Raw genomic sequence first — 16,638 nt, 5'->3', positions numbered from 1 at the left:
CGCCGACCGGTTCCGATTGGAACTGGTCGGCGACTGTTGTGAGCTTTTTCCCACGACTCCTTACGAGTTCCTACGAGGCCTCGGGCCCGTGGGACCTCACACGTTGGGGGGCGTCCCCTCGATCGGACGTCCGAGCACTCCCGGCCGCCGCTGCCACGGATGCGGGCCCGCGGGTGGCCGATAGCCGACGCCGAGGGCGTCAAGTCGCCCGTAATGGGCGGTCATCCGGCGTTCGAAGTCGGCGAAGTCCCGTTCGGCGGGCGCGGGAAGAGCACTCCAGGCGACCTCGGCGAAGGCGACCAGGCGTGGGAAGGCCTGGTAGTCCACGCGCCCGGTGTCCTCCATGACCTCGGTCCACAGGTTGGCCTGGGCGCCGAGGACGTGCCGCGCCTCCTCGGGACCCAACTCCGGTGGAACCGGCTCGAAACGAAAGACATCCTCAAGGGTGCGGACGTACCCGATGGGGACGGGTTCGTCGGCACCGCCGTGCTGACGGTGGTCCAAGTACACCTGCTGCTCGGGGCACATGACGACGTCGTGGCCCCCGCGCGCGGCCGTGATGCCGCCCGCGTAGCCGCGCCAGGAGGAGACGGCGGCCCCCGGTGCGAGGCCGCCCTCCAGGATCTCGTCCCAGCCGATGAGCCGGCGCCCGCGCGCGGTCAGCCAGGTGTCGAAGTGCCGGATGAACCACGACTGGAGCCCGTCCTCGTCGCCGACACCGAGTTCCTCGATGCGGGCCTGCGCGGTGGGCGACTCCCGCCACTGCTCCTTGGCGCACTCGTCGCCGCCGATGTGAATGAACTCCCCCGGGAACAGGTCGAGGACCTCCTCGAAGACGCCCTCGTAGAAGCGCAGGGTGTTGTCAGTGGGGGCGAGTACGTTGTGGCTGATCCCCCAGTTGTCCCAGACGGAGAGGGAGGCCGTGTCGATGACGTCCGTGTTGCCGAGTTCCGGATATGCGGCGATGGCCGCCTGCGAGTGCCCCGGTACGTCGATTTCGGGGACGACGGTGATATGCCGCTCGGCGGCGTAGGCGACGATCTCGCGGATGTCGTCCTGGGTGTAGAAGCCCCCGTGCGGCTTCTCCTCCCACAGCGGTGAGGCACGGTGGCCGAATTTCGTCCGGGCCCGCCAGGAGCCGACCTCCGTCAGCTTCGGGTAGCGCTTGATCTCGACGCGCCAGCCCTGGTCGTCCGTCAGGTGGAAGTGGAAGACGTTGAGTTTGTGCGCCGCCATCAGGTCGAGGTAGCGCAGAACACCTTCCTTGGGCATGAAGTGCCGGGCCACGTCGAGCATGAGGCCGCGCCAGGCAAAGCGGGGTGCGTCCCGGATCTCCGTCAGGGGCAGCCGCCATGTACGGCCGGGAAGGGGTGCGCGCCGGAAGGCGTCGGGGCCGAGGAGCTGACGCAGCGTCTGGGCGCCCCAGAAGACACCGGCGGGCGAGCCGCCCTGGAGGTGGATGCCGTGGGGGGCGATGGCGAGCCGGTATTCCTCGGCGTCGAGGCCCGGCCGGAGGGACAGATGGAGGACGTCGTGCTCGTCCCCCTTCTTGGGCGGCAGCGCGAACCCGGTGGCCGCGCCGAGTGTCGCGCGCAGCCAGCGGGCGGTGTCCTCGGTGCCCGGCCCGGCCTCGATCCCGAAGCCGTCGCCGAGTTCGTGGAAGCCCGTGGCCCGCTCCGTCTGGCGAGGTGCCGGAATGAGATCCATGAATGATCAGACCCTTCAGTCCTTGACGGCGCCGCCGAGCCCGGAGACCAGGCGCCGCTGTACGAGTACGAAGAACACCAGCACCGGAATCGTCATCACCGTGGAGGCGGCCATCACGCCGCCCCAGTCCGGGTCGTCGGGCTTGTAGAAGACCAGCAGGGCCATCGGCAGCGTCGACTGGGAGGTGTCGCTGATGATGAACGACTTGGCGAACAGGAAGTCGTTCCAGGCCGAGATGAAGGAGAACACGCTCGTGGCCACCAACCCCGGGAAGACCAGCGGGAAAAGGATCTGCCACAGGAATCGCGACCGGCTCGCCCCGTCGATGTACGCGGCCTCCTCAAGGGCCTCCGGAACGGCCTTCACGAAGCCCCGCAGCATCCAGATCGCGAAGGGCAGCGAGAAGGCGATGTGCGGCAGGATCAGGGCACCCAGCGTGTTCAGCTGCCCGAAGTCCCGCATGAGGAAGAACAGCGGGATGGTGAGCGCCTCCACGGGCACCATCTGGGCCACCAGGAACATGATCAGCAGGGTGGTCCGGAATCGGAACCGGAATCGGGTCACCGCGGTCGCCGCGAGAAACGCGATCAGCGCCGAGACGACGACCACCGAGCAGGCGACCACCAGGCTGTTGAGAAAGTAACGGCCGAATTCCTGCTGTCCGAAGACCCGCCGGAAGGAGTCCAGGGACGGTTCCAGCGTCCAGGGCCGAGGCTCCGTCGACTCGATCTCGCCGGCCGGTTTGAAGGCGCTGAGCACCATCCAGTAGAGGGGGAAGGCGACGACGGCCGCGATCAGCAGCGCCGACACCTCGGCGGCCAGCCGCCAGGGCCGCCGTACAAGCCGGTGGACAACGTTGCCGGACATCACAGTTCCTCCCCCTGCCTGCGCAGCAGCCGCAGATACACGAGCGTCACGGCGAGCAGGATCAGCAGCATCACGATCCCGATCGCCGAGCCGAGGCTGTACTGGGAGGAGGCGAAGGCCTGTTGGTAGGCGTAGACGTTGAGGGTGAGGTTCTGGCCGGCGATACCGCCGCCGTTCGTCATCACATAGATCTGCGTGAAGACCTTGAAGTCCCAGATGACCGACTGGATGGTGACGACCACCAGGATCGGACGCAGCATCGGCGCCAGCACCGAGCGCCAGATGCGCAGTTGGGACGCGCCGTCCAGGGCGGCCGCCTCCAGCACCTCGGCCGGTACGGCGCGGATCCCCGCGTACACCGTGACCATCACGAACGGGAAGGAGCACCACACCACTTCGAGCAGCACCAGGAAGAAGGCGCTCAGCCGGCCGTACGTCCATGAGTGGTCGCCGAGGCCGAGCATCCGGTTGACGGGCCCGAAGTCGGGGTCGAACAGAAACAGCCACACGGTGGACCCGGTGACCGCGGGCGTCGCCCACGCCCCGAGCGCCGCCAGCATCAACACGAGCCGGGGCAGCGCACGGACACGAGTCAGCAGCACGGCGAGCGCACACCCGACGGAGAGCGTGGACACCACACAGGCCGCCGCGAAGAGCACGGTCGCCAGCAGCACCTGCCAGAACTGGGAGTCGGAAAAGATCTCCCGATAGTTGGCAAACCCCTCAAAGGTGGTCGGCTTACCGCCACTGACCTGCGCCTGGGTGTAGTCGAAGAACGAGATCAACCCAAGCTGATAAATGGGGTAAAGAAGCAACCCCCCAAGAACAACAAGAGCCGGAGCAAGATAAATCCAAGGGACACTGGACGAACCCAAGGGGCGCGGGGCTGTTCTGAATTTGCGGCTACCGCCGCGTGGGCGCGACAAGCCACGACGGACCGGCACGCGCAAACGCTCCGCACCCCCCACCCGAGTAGGCGCCGTCACCCCACAGACCCAAACGCGTCATCCATCTTCTTCGCCGCGTCGGCAGAGGCAGCCGCAACATCCTTCTTACCGCTGACGATCTCCTGGAACATCGTCGGCAGCACCAACGACGAGTCGATCTGCGACCACGCGGGCGACGCGGGCACGAACTTCGTCCCCGAGGCGAGCGTCTTCACGAACGGCGCGACGAACGGCTCCTTCTTGGCCACCGCGTCCCGCGTGTCCGCGAACGTCGGCAAGAAGCCCATCGCGTCGAAGAGTTCGGTCTGCGTCTGCTTGGAGGCGAGCGCCTCCATGAGGTCGACCGCGAGCGTCCGATGCGAAGTGCTGTTCAGCACACCGAGGTTGTTCCCGCCCGCGAACGCCGGCGCCACCGAGCCGGCCGTGACGCCCGGCAGCGGTACGACCGCGTACTTGCCCTTCACCTTGCCCGCCTCGACGGCCGTGTGGCTGAAGTCGCCGCCGATCACCATGCCGGCCTTGCCCGCGGCGAAGGCGGTGACGCTGTCGTTGCCGCCCATGCCCGCACACTTGGCGGCGGGACAGTTGTCGTCGCCGAAGAGCGAGGTGTAGGCCTTGATGCCCTTCTGCGAGGCGGTGCTGTCGATGGCGGAGGCGTACGAGCCGCCCCGGCCGGTGGCGAGTTCGCCGCCGTTGGCCCAGACGAACGGCATCGCGCCGTAGGTGTAGGCGCCGCCGACCGCGATGCCGTACAGGTCGGGCCTGGCCGCGCGGATCGCGTGGGCGGTCTCGGTCAACTCGGCCAGGGTCTTGGGGACTTCGAGGTCGAGTTCCTTGAAGATGTCGGTGCGGTAGTACAAGGCGCGGACGCCCACGAAGAAGGGAGCGCCGTAGACCTTGCCGTCGACGGTGACGGACTGACGGGCCGTCGGGTCGGTGTCCGACGACTCGTCCCAGGCCGCGAACTCCTTGCTGATGTCGAGGAGTCCGCCGTCGGCGACGTAACCGGCGGTGTCCGTGTTGCCGTACTCGATGACGTCGGGGGCGCTCTTCGGGTCGTTGAAGGCGGCCTTGATGCGCTGGGCGCGGGTCTCGACGGGGATGTACTCGATCTTGACCTCGGCGCCCTTGTGGGCCTTTTCGAAGGCGTCGACGACCGAGGTGACGACCTTCTCCTTGGGGGCGTTGCCGACCTCCTGGAAGAGCCACACCCGCAGGGTGCCGGTCTGCTCGTCCTTGCCGGAGGAGGAGTTGTCCGAGGTTTCGGGGGCACAGGCGGTGGCGGTGAGCCCGGCGAGGGCCAGGGCGGCCACGGAGGCGACCAGCCGAGCGGATCGAACAGATCGGACAGAGTGCTTCATCTGGCGTTTCCTCCGGTAAAAGCGTTGCAACATGCGCAATGGATGTTTCGCTCTGCACAACACCACGGAGATTATGGACTACATGGACATGGCCACAAGAGGTCTTGACCACGTCTCCACCACTCTGTGACCGGCCGAAGCACCCCGTGCAACGACAGACAGCGCAAAGGTCCCCAGGGCACGCAAAACGCACCCTGGGGACCTCGCTCTACTGAACAACCGACCAGCGCGCAGCCCTACTTCTTGCCGTCGCCCTTGCCCTCGTCGCCGCCGGAGCCCATGGACTCGTAGATCTCCTTGCACATGGGACACACCGGGTACTTCTTCGGGTCGCGGCCCGGCACCCACACCTTGCCGCACAGCGCCACGACGGGAGTCCCGTCGAGGGCGCTCGCCATGATCTTGTCCTTCTGGACGTAGTGGGCGAAGCGCTCGTGGTCGCCGTCGCCGTGCGAGGTCTGCGGCGCCGGTTCGACGAGGGTCCCCGTACCAGTCCCGCGCTGGGGCTGGGTCTCAGGCTCAAGAGTGCTCATAACGGCAAGGGTACTGAAGGTCACAGCCGTCAGTTGAGCGAAGGGTCATCGGGATACGTCGCGACCATCGCGAGTTCGCTGCGCTGGCGTCTGAGCACCTCGCGCCACAGGCGCTCCGGGGACGGCGAGGAGACGTCCCCCGGTTCCGACTCCACGACGTACCAGGCGCCGTCCGTCAGCTCGTCCTGAAGCTGGCCCGGTCCCCAGCCCGAGTAGCCGGCGAAGATGCGCAGCGAGCCGAGCGCCTTGGCCAGCAGTTCGGGCGGGGCCTCCAGGTCGACGAGGCCGATCGCGCCGTGCACGCGCCGCCAGCCGAGCGGGGTGCGCTCCCCGGACATCCCGCCGCCGGGGATGACCGCGATGCCGAGCGCGGAGTCGAGGGAGACCGGGCCGCCCTGGAAGACGACCCCGGGGGCGCCGGCGAGATCCGCCCAGCCCTCCAGGATGTCGCCCACGTCCACCGGGGTCGGACGGTTGAGGACGACACCGAGGGAGCCCTTCTCGTCGTGGTCGAGAAGGAGCACCACCGCGCGGTCGAAGTTCGGGTCCGCCAGGGCGGGCGTGGCCACGAGCAGCCGCCCTGTGAGCGAGGACACCTCGGTCATGCCAGACATGATCCCGCATCTTCCCCCGGTGCGGGGAGCCAATCGGGGTACCCGGGTGAACGCAGCCATGAATCGGATAGGCGGCCTGGTAAGGCCATCGTTTGAGGGTGGTCGTGGGAGACGGGCGGGCGCGGGGAAGCGGGGCGGGCGCATTCCGGCGCCGGTGACCGCATGTGCCCGGCGGCGAACCGTTCGTGTTGTGGCAAAGCTATGACACGGCTGGGCGGCGCTTGGGCTTACAGAAGGGGGGTGTACGGCGATTACCCTGTCTCTTCGGCTCCTGCGCGTGCCTGTACGACCGCGTCCTGCACGACGGGCCCGCCCAACACCCCCGCCCAACTCATCGGAACGCGAGATACATGACGGTCAACGGCACAGACGACGTACTGCTTGTCCACGGCGGCACCCCGCTGGAGGGCGAGATCCGTGTCCGCGGTGCGAAGAACCTCGTACCGAAGGCCATGGTGGCCGCCCTGCTGGGCAGTGCGCCAAGTCGACTGCGCAATGTCCCCGACATCCGTGACGTCCGTGTCGTGCGCGGGCTGCTCCAGCTGCACGGGGTGACGGTCCGGCCGGGCGAGGAGCCCGGCGAGCTGATCATGGACCCGTCGCACGTGGAGAGCGCCAACGTCGCCGACATCGACGCGCACGCGGGTTCGAGTCGTATCCCGATCCTGTTCTGCGGCCCCCTGCTGCACCGGCTCGGGCACGCGTTCATCCCGGGTCTCGGCGGCTGTGACATCGGCGGCCGGCCGATCGACTTCCACTTCGAGGTGCTGCGGAAGTTCGGCGCGACGATCGAGAAGCGGGCGGACGGGCAGTACCTGGAGGCCCCACAACGGCTGCGCGGTACGAAGATCGCACTGCCGTATCCGTCCGTGGGCGCGACCGAGCAGGTCCTGCTGACGGCGGTGCTGGCGGAGGGCGTCACGGAGCTGTCCAACGCGGCTGTGGAGCCGGAGATCGAGGACCTCATCTGCGTACTGCAGAAGATGGGCGCGATCATCGCCATGGACACCGACCGGACGATCCGTGTCACCGGTGTCGACAAGCTCGACGGTTACAACCACGCGGCCCTCCCGGACCGTCTGGAGGCCGCGTCGTGGGCGTCGGCGGCGCTGGCGACCGAGGGGAACATCTACGTCCGCGGCGCCCAGCAGCGCTCGATGATGACGTTCCTGAACACCTACCGGAAGGTCGGCGGGGCCTTCGAGATCGACGACGAGGGCATCCGCTTCTGGCACCCGGGCGGCCAGTTGAAGTCCATCGCCCTGGAAACGGACGTACACCCGGGCTTCCAGACGGACTGGCAGCAGCCGCTGGTCGTCGCCCTGACGCAGGCGACGGGCCTGTCCATCGTCCACGAGACGGTGTACGAGTCCCGGCTCGGCTTCACCTCGGCGCTGAACCAGATGGGCGCGCACATCCAGCTCTACCGCGAGTGCCTCGGCGGCTCGCACTGCCGCTTCGGGCAGCGCAACTTCCTCCACTCGGCGGTCGTGTCGGGCCCCACGCGCCTCCAGGGCGCCGACCTGGTCATCCCGGACCTCCGGGGCGGCTTCTCGTACCTCATCGCGGCCCTGGCCGCCCAGGGCACCTCCAGGGTCCACGGCATCGACCTGATCAACCGCGGCTACGAGAACTTCATGGAGAAGCTCGTGGAGCTGGGTGCGAAGGTCGAACTGCCGGGCAAGGCGCTCGGATAGGCATCAGTCGCACGAACGCCGATGGGGCGGCCACCCGAGTCCGGGTGGCCGCCCCATCGGCGTCAACTGCAACCCCCTAAGGGGCGCGGGGAACTGCGCGACCAGCCACAGCGGCCCCGCAGTCGCCCACGGCGCCAAGCCGCAACGGCGAACAGGCGCCCTTACTTGCCCTTGGCCGCTTCCTTCAGCTTGCTGCCCGCGGAGACCTTGACGCTGTAGCCGGCGGGGATGTTGATCGGGTCGCCGGTCTGCGGGTTGCGCGCGGTGCGAGCGGCACGGTGGGTGCGCTCGAAGGTCAGGAAGCCGGGGATGGTGACCTTCTCATCGCCCTTGGCGACGATCTCACCGACGGTCTCGGCGAACGCGGCCAGCACGGCGTCGGCGTCCTTGCGAGTCACTTCGGCGCGGTCGGCCAGCGCGGCCACCAGCTCACTGCGGTTCATGTCGTTACTCCCGTGTTCTTCTTGCTGTTGAGGCGTGCCCCGCGGCGGAGCCGCACGGTGGGCACAGCGAAGCCGATGTTGCCAGGGTCCTCGGTGGGTCCCCGGACCCGGGTCCGTCGTCGGACCCTCGCGCCCGAAGACGCATCCTGCCCCCACCTGCGGCGGGAAAGCCAATCCGGCACCCCTGGGAGTCACACGAACACCCTTGGGAGTCACCTGGAAAGCGTCACCGGCCGGGGCCGAGCGGGGTGAGTCTGGCCGCCACCCTAGAGCCGCCCGGGGGCGGGGTGCCCCCGACGCGCCGGTACGAGGGCCCGTGGCAACCGTCACATATTGTGCCCGTCTGCCCGTGTGGACGCCTACTCGGCGGCCGCCGCGGCCTTCGCCGCCTCGCGCACCGCACCCGCGACCGCGCCCGCGACCTTGTCGTTGAAGACGCTCGGCACGATGTAGTTCGGGTTCAGCTCGTCCTCGGTGACGACGTTCGCGAGTGCGGTGGCCGCCGCGAGCATCATCTCGGTGTTGACCGTGCGGGACTGCGCGTCCAGGAGGCCGCGGAAGACACCCGGGAAGACCAGCACGTTGTTGATCTGGTTCGGGAAGTCCGAGCGGCCGGTGGCCACGACAGCCGCCGTCTGGCGGGCGATCGCCGGGTCGACCTCGGGGTCGGGATTCGCGAGCGCGAACACGATCGCGTCGTCCGCCATCGCGGCCACGTCGTCCCCGTCGATGACGTTCGGGGCGGACACGCCGATGAAGACGTCGGCGCCGCGCACGGCCTCCTTGAGGGTGCCGGTGAGGCCCTCCAGGTTGGTGTTGTCGGCGATCCAGCGCAGCGGGGAGTCGGGGGCCGCGTTCACCAGGTCCGCGCGGCCCGCGTGGACGACACCCTGGATGTCGGCGACGACCGCCTGCTTGACGCCGGCCGCGATCAGCAGCTTGAGGATGGCCGTACCGGCCGCGCCGGCGCCGGACATGACGACCCGGATGTCGCCGATCGCCTTGCCCGTGACGCGCAGGGCGTTGGTGAGGGCGGCGAGGACGACGATCGCGGTGCCGTGCTGGTCGTCGTGGAAGACGGGGATGTCGAGGGCCTCACGGAGGCGGGCCTCGATCTCGAAGCAGCGCGGGGCCGAGATGTCTTCCAGGTTGATGCCGGCGAAGCCCGGGGCGATGGCCTTGACGATGGTGACGATCTCGTCGGTGTCCTGGGTGTCCAGGCAGATCGGCCAGGCGTCGATGTCGGCGAAGCGCTTGAACAGGGCCGCCTTGCCCTCCATGACCGGCATGGCGGCCATCGGGCCGATGTTGCCGAGGCCGAGGACCGCGGAGCCGTCGGTGACGACCGCGACGGTGTTGCGCTTGATGGTGAGGCGGCGGGCGTCCTCGGGGTTCTCGGCGATCGCCATGCACACACGGGCCACGCCCGGGGTGTAGATCATCGAGAGGTCGTCACGGTTGCGGATGGGGTGCTTGGACTGCATCTCGATCTTGCCGCCGAGGTGCATGAGGAACGTACGGTCCGAGACCTTGCCGAGGGTGACGCCCTCGATGCCGCGGAGCTTCTGCACGATCTCGTCGGCGTGCGCGGTCGAGGTGGCCGCGATGGTGACGTCGATCCGGAGCAGTTCGTGGCCGGAGGCGGTGACGTCGAGGCCGGTCACCGAGCCTCCGGAGGACTCCACGGCGGTGGTGATCTGAGAGACCGCGGTTCCGCTCGCGGGCACCTCCAACCGGACCGTGATCGAGTAGGAGACGCTGGGCGCCGTTGCCATGGCCGACTTCCTTCTGCTTTCACCCTGATGCTTGGTTTGCTGTCCGATCGTCGCACCTACCGTTGGGTAGCTGGTAGCGGGGCCTCGATTGCGAACGTTTTGTTCTCAATACGTTCTTCAGCAAGTTCTTGAGCAAAAAGAGGTCCACGTCACCAGGTGACGTGGACCTCTACATGTTCAGTGGCACCGACCCGCCATGCTCGCCTCGCGGCAAGTGGTCGCTCGTAGCGACGAAGGTTGGGCCCGGGGGCTTGGATCGAGCCGGTGCCACGTCAACGGTAACAAACGATCCCCGTAAGGCAATTCCCATCGGCCACACTCTTGGCATCAGTCACGGAGAAGGTCGGGCACCCCTCGCGCATCGGGCTCGTCACGGTCCGCCGACACGACCGTGAGCTGCTGCGTCGCCCGGGTCAGGGCGACGTACAGCACGCGCAGACCGGCCGGGCTCTCGTCGGCGATCTCCGCCGGGGAGACGACCACGGTGGCGTCGTACTCCAGTCCCTTGGCCTCCAGGCTGCCCAGGGCCACCACGCGGTCGCCCAGGCCCGCCAGCCAGCGGGCCGCCTCCTCGCGGCGGTTCATGGCGACCACGACGCCCACTGTCCCGTCCACGAGGTCCAGGAGACGCGCGGCCTCCTCGCGGACCGACTTGGCGAGGGAACCCCGTACGGCGGTGAAGCGCGGCTCGACTCCCGTCGAGCGGACCGCCCTCGGGGACTCCGAGCCGGGCATCGCCAGGGCCAGGACCTTCGCCGCCAGGTCGGCGATCTCGGCGGGGTTGCGGTAGTTGACGGTGAGGGTGAAGCGGCGGCGGGGGCGGGTGCCGAGGGCCTCGTCCCGCGCCTCGCCCGCCTCGTCGGGGTCGGACCAGGAGGACTGGGCCGGGTCGCCGACGACCGTCCAGGTGGCGTGCCGGCCGCGGCGGCCGACCATGCGCCACTGCATCGGGGTGAGGTCCTGGGCCTCGTCGACGATGACGTGGGCGTACTCGGTGCGCTCCTGGGCGAGGCGCTCGGCGCGTTCGCGCTGCGACTCCTCCCGTACCGGCATCAGTTCTTCGAGGCCGGTGAGGTGGTCCAGGGGGTCCTGGTCGCGCTTCTTGCGGGGGCGGGCCGGGGTGCCGAGGATCGCGAGGAGTTCGTCGAGCATGGCCACGTCGTGGACCGAGAGGCCGTCGCGCTTGAGGGAGCGGGCGACCCGGCGGACCTCGCCCGGGTTCAGGATGCGGCGCGCCCAGCGGCCGAGGCGGCGTTCGTCGGACATGGCCGTGAGGACGGAGGCAGGGGTCAGTTCCGGCCACCAGGCGTCGAGGAACGCGATGAAGTCGTCCTCGGTCGTGATGTCCTCGTCGAAGGAGGAGCGGAGTTCCGCGGCCAGCTCCGGGTCGGTGTGGCGGCCCTGGGCGCCCGAGCGGGCCCACAGGGCGTCCAGGAGGAGCTTGCGGGCGCGGGGGCGCAGCAGGTTGACGGGGGCCGTGCCGCTGAGCGCCGACTCGCGGATGCGGGCCAGTTCGGGGGCCTCCAGTTCGATACGGCGGCCGAAGGCGACGACCCGCAGCCTGGCCGACTGGTCGTTGTGTTCGAGGGCGCCCCGCGCGGCCTTCCGCAGCACCTTGAGCATGCGGTACGAGCCCTTGGCGCGGGCCACGGCCGGGGCGTCGTACAGGGTGGCCTCGGCGCCGTCGACGAGGGAGCCGATGGCGCGGATCGCTACCTGGCCCTCCTCGCCGAGGGAGGGCAGGACGCCCTCCGTGTACGCCACGAGGAGCGGGGTCGGCGAGACGATCAGGATGCCGCCCGCGTACCGGCGGCGGTCCTGGTAGAGGAGGTAGGCGGCGCGGTGCAGCGCGACGGCCGTCTTGCCCGTCCCCGGGCCGCCCTCGACGTACGTCACCGAGGCGGCGGGGGCGCGGATCACCAGGTCCTGTTCGGCCTGGATGGACGACACGATGTCCCGCATGGTGTGGCTGCGGGCCTGGCCGAGGGCCGCCATCAGGGCGCCGTCGCCGATCACCGCGAGCTCGTGGCCGTCCAGGGACGCCTTCAGCTCGGGGCGCATCAGGTCGTCCTCGACGCCGAGGACACGCCGGCCCTTGGAGCGGATGACGCGCCGGCGGACCACCCGGCCCGGGTCGACCGGGGTCGAGCGGTAGAAGGGCGCGGCGGCCGGGGCGCGCCAGTCGATGACGAGGGGCGCGTACTCCTCGTCGAGGACGCCGATACGGCCGATGTGGAGGGTCTCGGCGATGTCAGCGGTGCTGTCGGGGCGTACGGCCCCCTCAGCGGGCTCCACGGCCGTGTACGCGCCGTCCGGGCCCTTCTTGCCGTCCATGCCCCGCAGCAGGTCGATACGGCCGAAGAGGAAGTCCTCGAACTCGTTGTTCAGCCTGTTGAGGTGGATACCTGCGCGGAACACCTGGGCGTCCCGTTCGGCGAGCGCGCCAGGGGTGCCGACCTGGCCTCGCTTGGCCGCGTCGTGCATGAGGAACTCGGCCTCGTCGATCTTCTCCTCGAGACGGCGGTACACCCGGTCCAGGTGTTCCTGTTCGACGCTGATCTCGCGGTCGCGGACGGAGTCCTGTACTGAGGAGTCCTCGACCGGTACGAGCGCCGTTTCCTGCTGAGCCTGTGCGGCCACCGGGCCCCCTTCTGACGTGCTGGGCAGCCGTCAACCGTACGCGAAAGGGAGGCCGTGAGGCTACGCAACCGCCCCAGGACACCGTACGAGTCTTCGTACGAGGCGTCCTGGGGCGGTCGCGGAGCGGTTGACAGAGGTACGAAGAGGTCAGGCGTCGACCTCGACGAGCTGCTTGCCGGTGGAGGTGACGACCTCGAAGTGGTCGATCTCGTCGGCGGTGAAGGCCGTTCCGCCGTGGATGTAGAGCGGGTTGCGGGCCTCCGCGTTCGTCGAGTCCTTGATGCCGTAACCCCACTTCGGGACGGACCAGTTGGACATCGTCTCGCGCGAGCCGTCCTTGCCGACGACGACGAGGGAGCACTTCAGCGGGCCCTTGACGCCGGCCAGCTCCAGGACCGCGCCGACGCCCCAGTTCTTCGCGTCCATCGCCACGGTCGCGGTGACCTTGGTGGTGGGGTCGGTGGCCGAGACCCGGTCGGTCATGAGAGCGAAGGCTTCCTGGGCGGAGCCGGTGGCCTTCGCCACGGACGACGACGGCGCGGGCGCGGCCTCGTTACTGGTGTTGCCGCTGGTCGTCGCGAACACCGTGGCCGGGCCGCCGATGATGAGAGCTGCCGCGGCGGCCACCATGTAGAAGCTGCGGCGACGCTTGGTCGCACGCCGTTCCGCGACCTCGTCGACCAGCCGTGTCGCCAGTTGCGGACTCGGGCGGGCGGACAGTGACTCGCCGATGGCCGGGGATCCCTGGGCACCGGGCAGGTCCGCGAGGGCGGCCAGCATCGGTTCCATCCCGGCCAGCTCGTCGAGCTGCTGGGCGCACCACTCGCAACCGGCGAGGTGTGCCTCGAAGGCCGTGGCCTCCGCGTCGTCGAGGATGCCGAGGGCGTAGGCGCCTACGGTTTCGTGTTCGTTCGGTCCCTGGGAACCCTGCATTCCTCGCATGGAACCAGGACTACCCGCTCCGAACCCCCCGTAAATGCTCATGCCGTCACCCCCCGCTCCTCCAGTGCGAGCTTCATCGAACGCAGGGCATAGAACACCCGTGAGCGCACCGTTCCGCTGGGTATGCCCAGCGTTTCGGCGGCTTCGTTTACGGTACGCCCCTTGAAGTAAGTCTCGACCAGGACCTCCCTGTGGGCAGGGGTCAGGTCGTCCAGCGCGTCCGACAACGTCATCAGCCACAACGCCTTGTCGATCTCGTCCTCCGCGGGGATGACCTCCAGCGGCGACGGGTCCACCTCCTGCGGCCGGGCCTGCCGGCTGCGGTGGCCGTCGATGACGATGCGCCGGGCGACCGTCACCAGCCAGGGGCGTACCGAACCGGTTGCTCGATTGAGCTGACCGGCGTTCTTCCAGGCACGGATGAGCGTCTCCTGCACGACGTCCTCGGCTCGTTGCCGGTCTCCGGCGACCAGCCTGAGGACATATGCCAGGAGAGGCCCTGCGTGCTCTCGGTACAGCGCACGCATCAAGTCCTCGTCGGGTTCCGAGGGCTGGGACATGCGATGTCGGGCCCTCGGTGCTCGTTCATTGGCCACGACGGAATCCTTGCGCACGCCCACCTCCGCTGTCCCGGGTTCCCCCAGTCGGTCGCTCCCCCCGAGGTACGGAAGTGGCGTGCGGGATGTTCAACGTGCGACCACAACTTTCTTTATCTGGACGAGACGTGAGGGACATGGGGGCACATTCCCGCCGCAAGTGCTTTACATTTCCGCCACATTGGCAAGATCACGGCGATGCCCGCGGCGCGCCGACTGGAAACTCACGTGTAATCAACATCACTGCAACCTACGGGAGTTGGTGGGCCCGATTCCGCCCGAGAGGACCGCTATGGGCGAACTGTGAACGGATCGCACCTGACTCACGAAGGGTCTACGCGCGTGCGAGTGCGGCCCGTCGGCGGTGCCTCGCGACCCGCTCCCGGTTGCCGCAGATTTCACTGGAACACCATCTGCGTCGTCTGCCCCGGGAGGTGTCGAGGTAGACGATCGGGCAGTTGTCGCCCTCGCACTGCCGCAGACACGCGCGCGCCACGGGGTCGGTGAGCAGCTCCACGGCGTCCCGCGCGACCACGCCGAGCAGGGCCGCGCAGTCGGGCGGCCCGTGCAACTCCCGTACGAGGGTGCCGTCTTCGGCGCGGACGGCCCGGGGGGCCGGGGGTGCGGGGCGGGCGAGGTCGTTGAGCCGGTCGAGGAGAGGCGGGTCGATGGTTGTGGGGCCTCGCACCAACCGGCCGACGAGGTCCCGGAGTTCACGGAAGCGGGCTGCCCAGGGGTCGTCGGCGTGATGGAGGGGGGTGCCGGGCGGGACGAGCCCGGATGCGGTGATCCAGGCACGGAGCGGCTCGACGGCGCCGAGCCGTTCGTCGGGGTGGGTGGTCGCCAGCAGGTCCAGGCAGATCCGCCCGGCGTCGAAACGCAGCTCGTACGAGGCAGAGGCTGTGGCCACGGTCGTCTCCGATGCGGATGCCAGTGACGGGGGCAGGGGGAACCGTTGCCTCTACAGTGCCTGGCCGCTGTCGCGGCCGGAACCCCTCGGCTCCGCAAGATGCTCCGCGGGTCGCTCCGCGGGTCGCTCCGCGGGATGGGCCGTTCTTCGACTGCGGGCCGGTGGGGGTCGCTCCGCGGGATGTGCCGTTCTTCGACTGCGGGCCGGTGGGGGCTTGTCGCGCAGTTCCCCGCGCCCCTGTCGGGCGCGTTGCGCCCGGGGCGCCAGGGGCGCGGGGAACTGCGCGCTCAGCCCCCACCGGGCCGCGGACGAAGAACCCACGGATCGACCCCCGACAGGGGCGCGGGGAACTGCGCGACAAGCCCCTACCCGCGCGCGGATGAAGGAACTACGCGTCGGAGTACTTGGCGTCTGCTGCCGGGTCCAGGGCCAGGCGGTAGCCGCGTTTTACTACCGTCTGGATCAGTTTGGGGGCGCCCAGGGCCGTGCGCAGGCGCGCCATCGCTGTCTCCACCGCGTGTTCGTCGCGGCCGGCTCCGGGGAGGGCGCGGAGGAGTTCCGCCCGGGCCACGACCCAGCCGGGACGGCGGGACAGGGCCCGCAGGAGGGACATGCCGGCCGGAGGGACGGGGCGCAGGGCGCCGTCCACCAGGACCGCGTGGCCTCGGATCTCGACGCGGTGGCCCGCGATGGGCAACGCCCGTGCGCGGGCCGGGAGTTCCTGGCAGAGGAGCTGGACCAACGGGCCCAGGCGGAAGCGTTCCGGAGACACCGTGTCCACGCCTTGGGCCTGGAGCGGCAGTGCCGTGACCGGGCCCACGCACGCGGGCAGCACGTCGTGGTGGAGGGCGGCCAGGAGTTCCGGCAGCATGCCCCGGTGCTCCGCCCTGGAGAGGAGCGACGCCGCTGCGGGCGCGCTCGTGAACGTGAGCGCGTCCAGGCCGCGCGAGACCGTGGCGTCCAGGAGCCGGTCGACGGGGCCGATGTCCTCCGGCGGCATCCACCGGTACACGGGTACGCCTACGACCTCCGCACCTGCCGCCCGCAGCGACTCCACGAAGCCGGGCAGAGGCTCCCCGTGCAGCTGGATGGCGATACGGCGGCCGTCGACCCCCTCCTCCAGAAGCCGGTCGAGCACCTCGGCCATGGATTCAGAGGACGGCGACCAGTGCTCGGTGAGCCCGGCGGCCCGGACGGAACCCTTGACCTTGGGGCCGCGCGCCAGCAGTTCGACGCCGCCGAGACAGGCGAGCAGGTCCTCGCCGAGCCCCCAGCCGTCGGCGGCCTCGATCCAGCCCCGGAAGCCGATGGCGGTCGTGGCGACGACGATGTCCGGCGCCTGGCCGATGAGCTGTTTCGTGGCCGCCAGCAGCTCGCTGTCGTCGGCGAGCTGCACGATCCGCAGGGCGGGCGCGTGTACGACGGCCGCTCCCCGCCGCTGGAGGAGTGTCCCGAGTTCATCGGCCCGACGCGCGGCCGTGACACCCACGGTGAACCCCGCGAGGGGACCGTGGTCAGGTTGGGCCGGTCGTTCTGGTCGCTGCTCTTCGTCGTACATGGCTCTCGTCCCGCAGTCGGGTCACATCCGGCAGTGGCGTGCCGAACG

General features: G+C 69.4%; 14 protein-coding genes. 1 reads left to right on the top strand and 13 read right to left on the bottom strand.

Going from position 1 to position 16,638, the window contains the following annotated elements:
- Window positions 1-96: 96 nt before the first annotated feature.
- The 6 genes from OG787_RS30110 to OG787_RS30085 form a co-directional block, all read right to left on the bottom strand.
- Window positions 97-1,707, bottom strand: coding sequence for a beta-N-acetylhexosaminidase (locus OG787_RS30110; protein WP_369035588.1), 1,611 nt, complete (start codon window positions 1,705-1,707; stop codon window positions 97-99).
- Window positions 1,708-1,722: 15 nt separating this feature from the next.
- Window positions 1,723-2,574 carry a carbohydrate ABC transporter permease gene (locus tag OG787_RS30105; protein ID WP_369035589.1) on the bottom strand — a complete coding sequence of 284 codons (852 nt, stop codon included), beginning with the start codon at window positions 2,572-2,574 and terminating at the stop codon, window positions 1,723-1,725.
- The gene (locus OG787_RS30100; RefSeq protein WP_405540627.1) at window positions 2,574-3,500 is read right to left on the bottom strand and encodes a carbohydrate ABC transporter permease; all 927 of its coding nucleotides are present in this window, start codon (window positions 3,498-3,500) and stop codon (window positions 2,574-2,576) included. Before OG787_RS30100 ends, OG787_RS30105 begins: the two co-directional genes overlap by 1 nt.
- Window positions 3,501-3,556: 56 nt before the next feature.
- Window positions 3,557-4,882 carry an extracellular solute-binding protein gene (locus OG787_RS30095; protein ID WP_405537164.1) on the bottom strand — a complete coding sequence of 442 codons (1,326 nt, stop codon included), beginning with the start codon at window positions 4,880-4,882 and terminating at the stop codon, window positions 3,557-3,559.
- A gap of 236 nt (window positions 4,883-5,118) precedes the next feature.
- On the bottom strand, window positions 5,119-5,415 hold the full coding sequence (locus tag OG787_RS30090) for a DUF3039 domain-containing protein (RefSeq protein ID WP_053741615.1): 297 nt from the start codon (window positions 5,413-5,415) through the stop codon (window positions 5,119-5,121).
- A gap of 29 nt (window positions 5,416-5,444) precedes the next feature.
- Window positions 5,445-6,020, bottom strand: a complete 576-nt coding sequence (locus OG787_RS30085; protein WP_369035592.1) for a YqgE/AlgH family protein — start codon at window positions 6,018-6,020, stop codon at window positions 5,445-5,447.
- 359 nt (window positions 6,021-6,379) lie between these two features.
- On the opposite strand from OG787_RS30085, the gene murA reads away from it, so the two are divergent.
- A complete protein-coding gene (gene murA, locus OG787_RS30080) occupies window positions 6,380-7,726 on the top strand; it encodes a UDP-N-acetylglucosamine 1-carboxyvinyltransferase (RefSeq protein WP_235478274.1) in 1,347 nt (448 codons plus the stop codon).
- A gap of 161 nt (window positions 7,727-7,887) precedes the next feature.
- Here murA and OG787_RS30075 read toward each other — a convergent pair whose 3' ends face one another.
- The 7 genes from OG787_RS30075 to OG787_RS30045 all read right to left on the bottom strand — a co-directional run bounded on the left by OG787_RS30075 (window position 7,888) and on the right by OG787_RS30045 (window position 16,590).
- Entirely contained in the window at window positions 7,888-8,169 is a 282-nt protein-coding gene (locus tag OG787_RS30075) for an HU family DNA-binding protein (protein WP_105974351.1), read from the bottom strand.
- Window positions 8,170-8,528: 359 nt separating this feature from the next.
- Entirely contained in the window at window positions 8,529-9,944 is a 1,416-nt protein-coding gene (locus tag OG787_RS30070; protein ID WP_369035593.1) for an NAD-dependent malic enzyme, read from the bottom strand.
- 327 nt (window positions 9,945-10,271) lie between these two features.
- Window positions 10,272-12,584, bottom strand: a complete 2,313-nt coding sequence (locus OG787_RS30065; protein ID WP_405537162.1) for a HelD family protein — start codon at window positions 12,582-12,584, stop codon at window positions 10,272-10,274.
- A 147-nt stretch (window positions 12,585-12,731) separates the two neighbouring features.
- Complete coding sequence (locus OG787_RS30060) at window positions 12,732-13,517, bottom strand: anti-sigma factor (RefSeq protein ID WP_369035595.1); 786 nt, start codon at window positions 13,515-13,517, stop codon at window positions 12,732-12,734.
- A 47-nt stretch (window positions 13,518-13,564) separates the two neighbouring features.
- On the bottom strand, window positions 13,565-14,086 hold the full coding sequence (locus OG787_RS30055; RefSeq protein ID WP_044471680.1) for a sigma-70 family RNA polymerase sigma factor: 522 nt from the start codon (window positions 14,084-14,086) through the stop codon (window positions 13,565-13,567).
- Window positions 14,087-14,456: 370 nt separating this feature from the next.
- The gene (locus OG787_RS30050; protein WP_405537160.1) at window positions 14,457-15,032 is read right to left on the bottom strand and encodes a CGNR zinc finger domain-containing protein; all 576 of its coding nucleotides are present in this window, start codon (window positions 15,030-15,032) and stop codon (window positions 14,457-14,459) included.
- A gap of 388 nt (window positions 15,033-15,420) precedes the next feature.
- On the bottom strand, window positions 15,421-16,590 hold the full coding sequence (locus OG787_RS30045) for a uroporphyrinogen-III synthase (protein ID WP_369035597.1): 1,170 nt from the start codon (window positions 16,588-16,590) through the stop codon (window positions 15,421-15,423).
- Window positions 16,591-16,638 lie beyond the last annotated feature (48 nt).

The sequence above is a fragment of the Streptomyces sp. NBC_00075 genome, assembly GCF_045041225.1.
GTDB lineage: Bacteria > Actinomycetota > Actinomycetes > Streptomycetales > Streptomycetaceae > Streptomyces > Streptomyces adonidis.
The sequence above is the reverse complement of the archived record's forward strand: the minus strand, read 5'-3'. Positions and strand labels throughout refer to the sequence as shown.